General features: G+C 63.7%; 6 protein-coding genes and 2 pseudogenes. 2 read left to right on the top strand and 6 right to left on the bottom strand.

Features of this window, described 5'->3' with window-relative positions:
- Positions 1–279: pseudogene (locus NKI85_RS25090) on the bottom strand (DUF445 domain-containing protein); the annotation flags it as partial.
- Positions 280–471: 192 nt separating this feature from the next.
- On the opposite strand from NKI85_RS25090, the gene rirA reads away from it, so the two are divergent.
- Positions 472–933 carry an iron-responsive transcriptional regulator RirA gene (rirA, locus tag NKI85_RS25085; protein WP_352526191.1) on the top strand — a complete coding sequence of 154 codons (462 nt, stop codon included), beginning with the start codon at positions 472–474 and terminating at the stop codon, positions 931–933.
- Between the two features lie 258 nt (positions 934–1,191).
- On the opposite strand, the gene NKI85_RS25080 is transcribed toward rirA, so the two are convergent.
- From NKI85_RS25080 to hemP, 5 genes are read right to left on the bottom strand one after another with little or no spacing between them, the layout of a single operon-like run.
- Positions 1,192–1,980 carry a heme ABC transporter ATP-binding protein gene (locus tag NKI85_RS25080; RefSeq protein ID WP_352778579.1) on the bottom strand — a complete coding sequence of 263 codons (789 nt, stop codon included), beginning with the start codon at positions 1,978–1,980 and terminating at the stop codon, positions 1,192–1,194.
- Positions 1,981–2,009: 29 nt separating this feature from the next.
- Positions 2,010–3,113, bottom strand: a complete 1,104-nt coding sequence (locus NKI85_RS25075) for a FecCD family ABC transporter permease (protein ID WP_352778577.1) — start codon at positions 3,111–3,113, stop codon at positions 2,010–2,012.
- A 5-nt stretch (positions 3,114–3,118) separates the two neighbouring features.
- Positions 3,119–4,027 (bottom strand): heme/hemin ABC transporter substrate-binding protein, encoded by a 909-nt coding sequence (locus tag NKI85_RS25070; RefSeq protein WP_352778575.1) that lies wholly within the window; start codon positions 4,025–4,027, stop codon positions 3,119–3,121.
- A gap of 11 nt (positions 4,028–4,038) precedes the next feature.
- Positions 4,039–5,100, bottom strand: coding sequence for a hemin-degrading factor (locus NKI85_RS25065; protein ID WP_352526199.1), 1,062 nt, complete (start codon positions 5,098–5,100; stop codon positions 4,039–4,041).
- A gap of 8 nt (positions 5,101–5,108) precedes the next feature.
- Positions 5,109–5,315 carry a hemin uptake protein HemP gene (gene hemP / locus NKI85_RS25060; RefSeq protein ID WP_352451949.1) on the bottom strand — a complete coding sequence of 69 codons (207 nt, stop codon included), beginning with the start codon at positions 5,313–5,315 and terminating at the stop codon, positions 5,109–5,111.
- A 199-nt stretch (positions 5,316–5,514) separates the two neighbouring features.
- On the opposite strand from hemP, the pseudogene NKI85_RS25055 reads away from it, so the two are divergent.
- Positions 5,515–7,438: pseudogene (locus tag NKI85_RS25055) on the top strand (TonB-dependent receptor domain-containing protein).
- Positions 7,439–7,443 lie beyond the last annotated feature (5 nt).

The raw sequence follows: 7,443 nt of genomic DNA, 5'->3' as shown, positions 1-7,443 counted from the left end.
TTGGGGTAGGGTCGGCCGGAGGGGCGGCTTCAACTGGCCCACCCCCCAAAACTTGGGGGCCCCCCGCCATTTGGCCCCCGCGGGGGATTTGGGGGCCACGAAGCCCAGCCACGCATGGCGGCTTTCAAGCGATTTCGCCACCGCAAAGACCAGCACGCAAAACGCAAGTGCGGCGGTGGCGACGAACTTGGTGCGCCTGAGCGCCGAAAGCTTGGCATCGGCGTCGGCGTCGAACCGGACGGCCGCGACGGATGCAAGAACCGGGGCTGGTCGTGACATGATGGGCCGCTCCTGATCGATTATGCGAACTTATCTAGTGTCGCCTCCGCCCGAAAGCGCGCCGCTGGCTCGCGGTGTGCACAATCGCGCACACAAACTTGACGAAGGTATTCATCTATTATGCAGCGCCAGTCTGGAATTGTTCCAAACTATGGGCCATATTGACGGCAACCACTGTTATGTGAGGACACAATGCGGCTTACCCGTCAGACCAACTACGCCATGCGCATTCTGATGTATTGCGCCGCCAATACCGAACGGTTGAGCCGCATCCCCGAGATCGCCGCCGCCTATTCGGTCTCGGAACTTTTCCTGTTCAAGATCCTGCAGCCGCTGGTCGAGCACGGGCTGATCGAAACCGTGCGCGGCAGGAATGGCGGCGTCAGGCTCGGCCGCGCGGCCGAAACGATCAGCCTGTTCGACGTCGTGCGGGTGACGGAGGAAAGCTTTGCCATGGCCGAGTGCTTCGAGAACGACGCCGCCGAATGTCCGCTGGTTGACAGCTGCGCCTTGAATTCGGCATTGCGCGAGGCGCTCAACGCCTTCTTCGCCGTGCTGTCGCGCTATACGATCGCCGACCTGGTGGCGGCGCGCCCGAATGTGCGACACCTGCTCGGCATCGACATGCTGGTGCAAAGGGCGCCCGCTGCCTGATTTTTGGCCTCGGCGCTGCCCCTCACCTGCCTGCCGGCATCCTCTCCCCGCATAGTGAGGGGGAGAGGGGCGCTGTCATCGGCCGTTTCGCCAATTCACCAACGTTGCAGGAAAGGCGCCAAGGCTGCGGCCAGCCCTTTCTCCCGTCACTATACGGGGAGAAATGCCCGGCAGGGCAATGAGGGGCGGCGCCGACTTCGACAATTGGCGCGCAAAGCACGAAGCGCGCGGTTGAAGGTCCGTTGAATATCAACAGGCCTAAGCTGCCGACTGCGGCAATACGAACGGCATGTTTCCTGCCGGCAACACGCCGACCTTCAGCCGGCAATCGAAGACTTTTTCGATCAGCTCGTCGCTGAGCACCTGTTGCGGCGAGCCTGTAGCGGCAAGCCTGCCGTGATGCATGACGAAAATCCGGTCGGCATACATCGCCGTCAAATTGAGGTCGTGCAAGATGGCGACCACGCCGCCGCCCCTTCTGGCGAAATCGCGGGCGATGTCCATGATGATCAGCTGGTGCTTGATATCGAGGCTGGACACCGGCTCGTCGAGGAACAGATAGCGCGGCTTGCCGTCGAGCACCGGCGCCCAGACCTGGCAGAGTACGCGGGCAAGCTGCACGCGCTGCTGCTCGCCGCCCGACAGCTCCTGGTAGAAGCGGCCGGCAAAGCCGTCGATGTCGACGCGCGCCAGCGCCCGCTCGGGCAGGCGCTGGTCCTCGCCGGGCAGCACGCCGGAACGCCCGCCGACCAGGCCGAGCCTGACGATCTCGCGCACCGTGAATGGAAAGGACAGCGTCGTCGCCTGCGGCAGCACCGCGCGCACCGTCACCGCCTCGACTGGCTTCATCGCAGATAGATTGCGGCCGTTGATGGTGACCTCTCCCGAATAAGCAAGATCGCCGGACAGTGCTCTGAGGAAGGTCGTCTTGCCCGAACCATTGGGGCCGACGATGGCCGCGATTTCGCCGGGCCGCGCCTCGAAATCGACATTGGCGACGATGCGCTTGCCGCCGATCGCCACCGAGACGTCGCGCGCTTCAATCATGCCCGCACTTCGATCATGAAAAGCCCCTTTCACAGGTCGATGACGCCGCGCTTGCGCAGCAGGATCCACAGGAAGAACGGCGCGCCGGCGACCGCGGTGACGATGCCGATTGGCAATTCCGCCGGGGCCACGATGGTGCGGGCGACCGCATCGGCCAAAAGCAGCAGCGCCGCGCCGAGCAGCGCCGATGCCGGCAGCAGGTAACGGTTATCCGGGCCGATCAGCAGACGCAGCAAATGCGGCACGACGATGCCGACGAAGCCGATGCCGCCGCTGACGGCAACGGACGCGCCGACCGCTGCCGAGACGCCGACGATCGCGGTGTATTTCAGCCGCTGCACCGGGATGCCGAGATGGCCCGCGGTGGCCTCGCCAAGCGCCAGCGCGTTGAGGCCGCGTGCCAGGAACGGCATTGCCGCCAGCGCCAGCACGATAACCGGCCCGACCGAGCTGATCTTCTGCCAGGTTGCGCCGCCCAGCGAGCCGAGCTGCCAAAAAGTCAGGTCGCGCAATTGCCGGTCGTCGGCCATGAAGATCAGGATGCCGGTCAGCGCCATGGCAAGCGCCGCCAGCGCGATGCCGGCGAGCAGCATGGTGGCGACCGAGGTCCGGCCTTGCCGCGTCGCGACCTGATAGAGCAGCAATGTCGTTGTCAGACCGCCGCAGAATGCAGCCAGCGGCAGAGCCAGGGTGCCGAGCGCCGAAGTCAGCGGCGCCAGCATGGTCGAGCCAAGCACGATGACGGCCACCGCACCAAGGCTCGATCCAGCCGAAACGCCGATCAGGCCGGGGTCGGCCAATGGATTGCGGAACAGCCCCTGCATGACGGCGCCGGACACGGCAAGCGATGCGCCGATCAGCACGCCAAGAATGACGCGCGGCAGGCGGATGTCATGGATAATCAGGCGGTCGCGGGCGCTCAATGCCGCGTCGCCGGGCGACGCGCTGAACAGCCAGTCGTGCATGACGCCGATGGCCGAGGCATCGGATGCGCCGGAGGTCAGCGACAACAGCACGGCGATAGCCAGCCCGACGCAGAGCAGCAGGATGACGAGGCGGGCGCGCCGCGAACGGTCACCCTCGGCTGCCGTCGCGATAATCCCCGCCGCACCGGCGATCGAATGATCGGCCATCGCGCTCAATCCGCGACCTGGCCGCCATAGAGCGCGACGGCGAGGTCGTGGATGGCGTCGGCCGTTCGCGGGCCGAAGCCGAGCAGGTAGCCGCCGTCCATGCGGATCAGCTTGCGGGCAGCACCCGCCGGCGTCGAAGCCACGGCAGGGTTCGAAAACAAGTCGTCATCCGGCGTGGCTGGCCCGGCATTGTTCATCATCAGGACCACGTCAGGCCCGGCGGTGATGACGGCCTCGTCCGACAATTGCTTGTAGCCGGCAAAGCCGTCGATGGCGTTGACACCGCCCGAAAGCTTGATGATGCCGTCGGCGGCGGTGTCGCTGCCGGAGGCAAGCAGCTTGCCGCCCTGCATCGACAGCACGAACAGGATGCGCTTGCGCTCCTTGATCGACGCGGTCTGGTTTTCGGCTGCCTTCAGCTTCACCTCGATCTCGGCCGCCACCGCATCGGCCTTGGCGTCGGCGCCGAGCGCCTTGCCGATGATGTGGATCTTTTCGAGAATGCCTTGATTGTCATAGCGCTCGGGCACCTCGATGAACGGGATGCTCGATTTCTTCAGCACGTCGACTGCTTCCTTCGGTCCGCTGCCGTGCAGTGCCAAAATACCCGACGGGTTGACCGACAGCACACCCTCCGGCGACAGCTGGCGCATGTAGCCGACATCCGGCAGCTCCATCGCCGCTTGCGGATAGCGGCTGGTCGAATCGCGCGCGACAAGACGATCCTGTTCGCCGAGCGCGTAGACGATCTCGGTGATCGAGCCACCGATGGCCACGATCCTCGAGCGGTCGGCGAAGCTTGCGGTGCCTTCGGCGGCCTGAGCCGGCATCAGCGCGGCAAAAGCCAGGAAAAGGGCGATCGCCGGCCCGAGCGCCAACCTCAGAACAGGCGGCGGCCTGGAGAAAAGAACCATCGTCGTTTTCCTCAGGCTGCGGTCGGGCTTGGGATGCGCGGCAGGTTCTCGGCTAAAAAGCGCCAGTCTTCGCGCTCGCTTTCGCCCTCATGCCGCTTGCCGAAAAACTGGATGATCATCTTGCCGTCGCTGCCATAGGCTTCGAGCGACGTGACATGGCCGTCCTTGGTCGGCTTGCGCACGGCCCAGACTTCATGGATGTGGTCGGTCCGCAGGTGCAGATGGAAGGTTTCGTCGAGCACGTTGAGCCATGGTCCCATCGGCTTGATCGAAGTGACGGGGCCGGAATGGATCTGGATGCAGCCGCGATTGCCGACAAAGCACATGATCGGCATGGCGCCCGCGGCGGCGTGGTGGAACATGGCGCTCACCGCATCGTTGTCGACCAGCCAGGCGTAGTCCTGGCCGACCATGCGCACCGCCTGGCGGCGGCTGAGCTTCAGTGTTTTCAACATGCCGAAGAACTGGTGCACGTCGGTCAGCTGGCTCCAGCGGTCGCGCAGATCGTCGACGCTCGCCGGATTGTCCGCCGTCTCGGTCTCGTCGTCGGCCGCTCCCGCTGAAATCGCCACCGCCGGTTCCTGGTTCGGCGATTCCAGCCCGGCCACCAGCTTCTGATAGGCGTAGAGGTTGGACGCAGGTCTGAGATGCACCTTATGCACCGCCTCACCTGCAGCGTCGAAGAACTGCAGGCTGCGGCGAATGTCGGCGCCGTCGCGCTTTTCCACGGCAAAGCCGTGCGCCCAGACCTTCGGGAAAATCCGCAGGTCGATGTTTTCGCCGAGCACCATGGCATTATGATTGCCGGTGACGACCTTGTCGTAGACGCCGATCTTCTCGTGCACCGCGCTTTCATTGCGGGTCAGCGCCATCACCTCACCGACGGCTTCCAGGCCGGTCAGGAGGTCGTTGACACGCGGCTCGACGCGCACGACCCCGTCGCCGCAATGCGCGGCGACCAGTTCGGCCTCCGAAATACCGAGTTGGGCAGCGAGGTCGCGCTCGCGCATCTTCGAATTGTCTGCCCGTGCCCGCCGGATCTCGTGCGGGGCGGGTTTTACGCGCTGGTCCATTTCTACACCTACTTGTTGAGGATGAGCTTGCCCTGCCGGGTGATCTTCAACCGGTAGAGCGCACCGTGATGCTCGATGCCGATCTCGTGTTCGCCCTGGAACAACGTGTTGCTGGACAGCGTTCTCACGGCCGATTGGACCCGGTCGAAACGGACGGAATTTTCGTCGGAACGGCGGACGCGATAGCGAAAGTCGCTGGGATTGTGCGTGTTCATTGGTTCGATCCCTTTCCTGTGCCGGGCATCTGGCTCGGCGCTGCGTGAATGCCGATTCAATTCTTGACTCGAATGATCATGTTATCTAGCAGTGCAATACCGGAGTAAATGAGTCAACATTTAAGAAGCCGGACGCGATGAAAAATGCCAGCGAGCCTCAAGCCAGCCAGCATCGAACATGGATTTTTGGAGTTGCAGCATGGGGTTGGCGAATTGGGGACGGCTGGCCGGCAGCGGCCTGGCGCGCGGGTCGACGGCAAGCAAAATGGGGTCTATGGCAAGCAAAATGGCTGCATTGCTGGCCGGCGCGGCGGCGATCCCGCTGCTCGCCACACCGGCCGGCGCCCAGCAGGCCGCCCAACCGGCAACGGACCAGCAGCAGGCTGACCCGGCACAACAGCCCGAACAGGCAAAGCCTGCCCCGGCGGGTACCACGCTGCTCGACAAGATCCTGATCCTCAGCCGCATAGGCGAGACGGCGATCGAGTCGCTCGCTTCAGCCAGCCATGTCGATCAGGAACAGCTCGAGCGCCGCATGGCGACGACGCCCAACGAAATGCTGTTCGGTGTGCCGGGTGTCGCGGTTCAGGCCGACGCAAGGCGTGTCAGTTCCAGCATCAACATCCGCGGCCTGCAGGACTTCGGCCGCGTCTCCGTCATCGTCGACGGCGCCCGCCAGAATTTCCAGCGCTCGGATCATGGCACGCAATCGACCTTCTACATCGATCCCGAGTTGATCAAATCCGTCGATGTGATCCGCGGCCCGGTCGCCAATACCCACGGCTCCGGGGCGATCGGCGGCGTCGTGTTTTTCGACACCAAGGATGCTCAGGATTTCCTCAGGCCCGACGAAACCTGGGCGGCATCCGCGACCGGGCGCTACGAAAGCAATGGTGAGGGCTGGACCACCAGCGCCACCGGCGCGTATCGGATAAACGAGAATTGGGACGTGCTCGGCAATATCGTCTACCGCGACTATGACGACTACAAGGATGGTGGCGGCGACACTGTAGCGGGTACCGGCTTCGACGTCTTGAGCGGCCTCCTCAAGACGACCATCCGCCCCAGCGAAAACAGCGAGCTGAAGCTGGGCTGGATTGGCTCGAGTGACGGATGGACCGAGACCAGCGGCAGCGCGCCGGTGAACGACGCCGACCTGAAGGCGAATACCTTCACGGCCCGCTACAACATCACCGATGAAGACAAGAGCTGGCTCGATCTCCACATCAACGCCTCCTACAACAAGACCAAGCTCGATCTGACAACCCTTGTCCCTCAAAACAGGTTTGATCCGGTCACCGGTTTGCCCGTACTTCTGCCGGCGGGTTCGAAATCGACGTTCGACATCGGCACCTCCGGCATCGACATCTGGAACACGTCGAGATTCGAGACCGTTGGGATCGCGCATGAGCTGACCTATGGCGGCGACTGGGTCGGCGACGATGTCGAGACAGGCGGCACGGCAGGCGGCGACAGTTTTTACACGCCCTCGGGCGATAGAAACGTCTCCGGCGCCTACGTCCAGGACAAGCTCACCTGGGACTGGCTCGAGGTCATCGCCGGGTTGCGCTACGACAGCTACAAGCTCGACAGCGATGTCGGCGAAACCTCGGGTGACCGGCTGTCACCACGCATCACAGTGCGGCTGCCCGTTCGGTCCGGGCATCCCGATCTGCTTCCAGTATCAGAACTTCGCCAAGGCCAAGATTCACGGTTTCGAGATGGAGGGCGTCTATGACGCAGCCTGGGGCTTTGCCGGGCTTTCGGCGTCGTTCACCGATGGCCACACCATCTCCTATGAAGGCGAACGGGCGGACCTTGTCACCGTCCCCTCCTCCCAGATCACCGGGCAACTCGGCTTTCGCTTCCTCGAGGACAGGCTGACCGTCGGTGGCGAGGTGCAATACAATGGCAAGCCGCAGGGCAACCCGGTGGCCAAGGACTATACGCTGGTCAATGCCTTCGCCAGCTACCAGGCGACCGACAATTTCAAGGTCGATTTCCGCGCCGACAATCTGTTCGACGTCAAATACGCCAACCCGCTGAACGCGTCGACTACCAGCGTCGTCTATGAGCCAGGCGTCACCCTGAAGCTGGCGGCGACCATGCGCTTTGGAGGCTGACGACA

It is taken from the genome of Mesorhizobium sp. M0571 (assembly GCF_040320985.1).
Lineage (GTDB): Bacteria > Pseudomonadota > Alphaproteobacteria > Rhizobiales > Rhizobiaceae > Mesorhizobium.
Note: the sequence above shows the minus strand (reverse complement) of the source record. Positions and strands in the feature narration are given on the sequence as shown.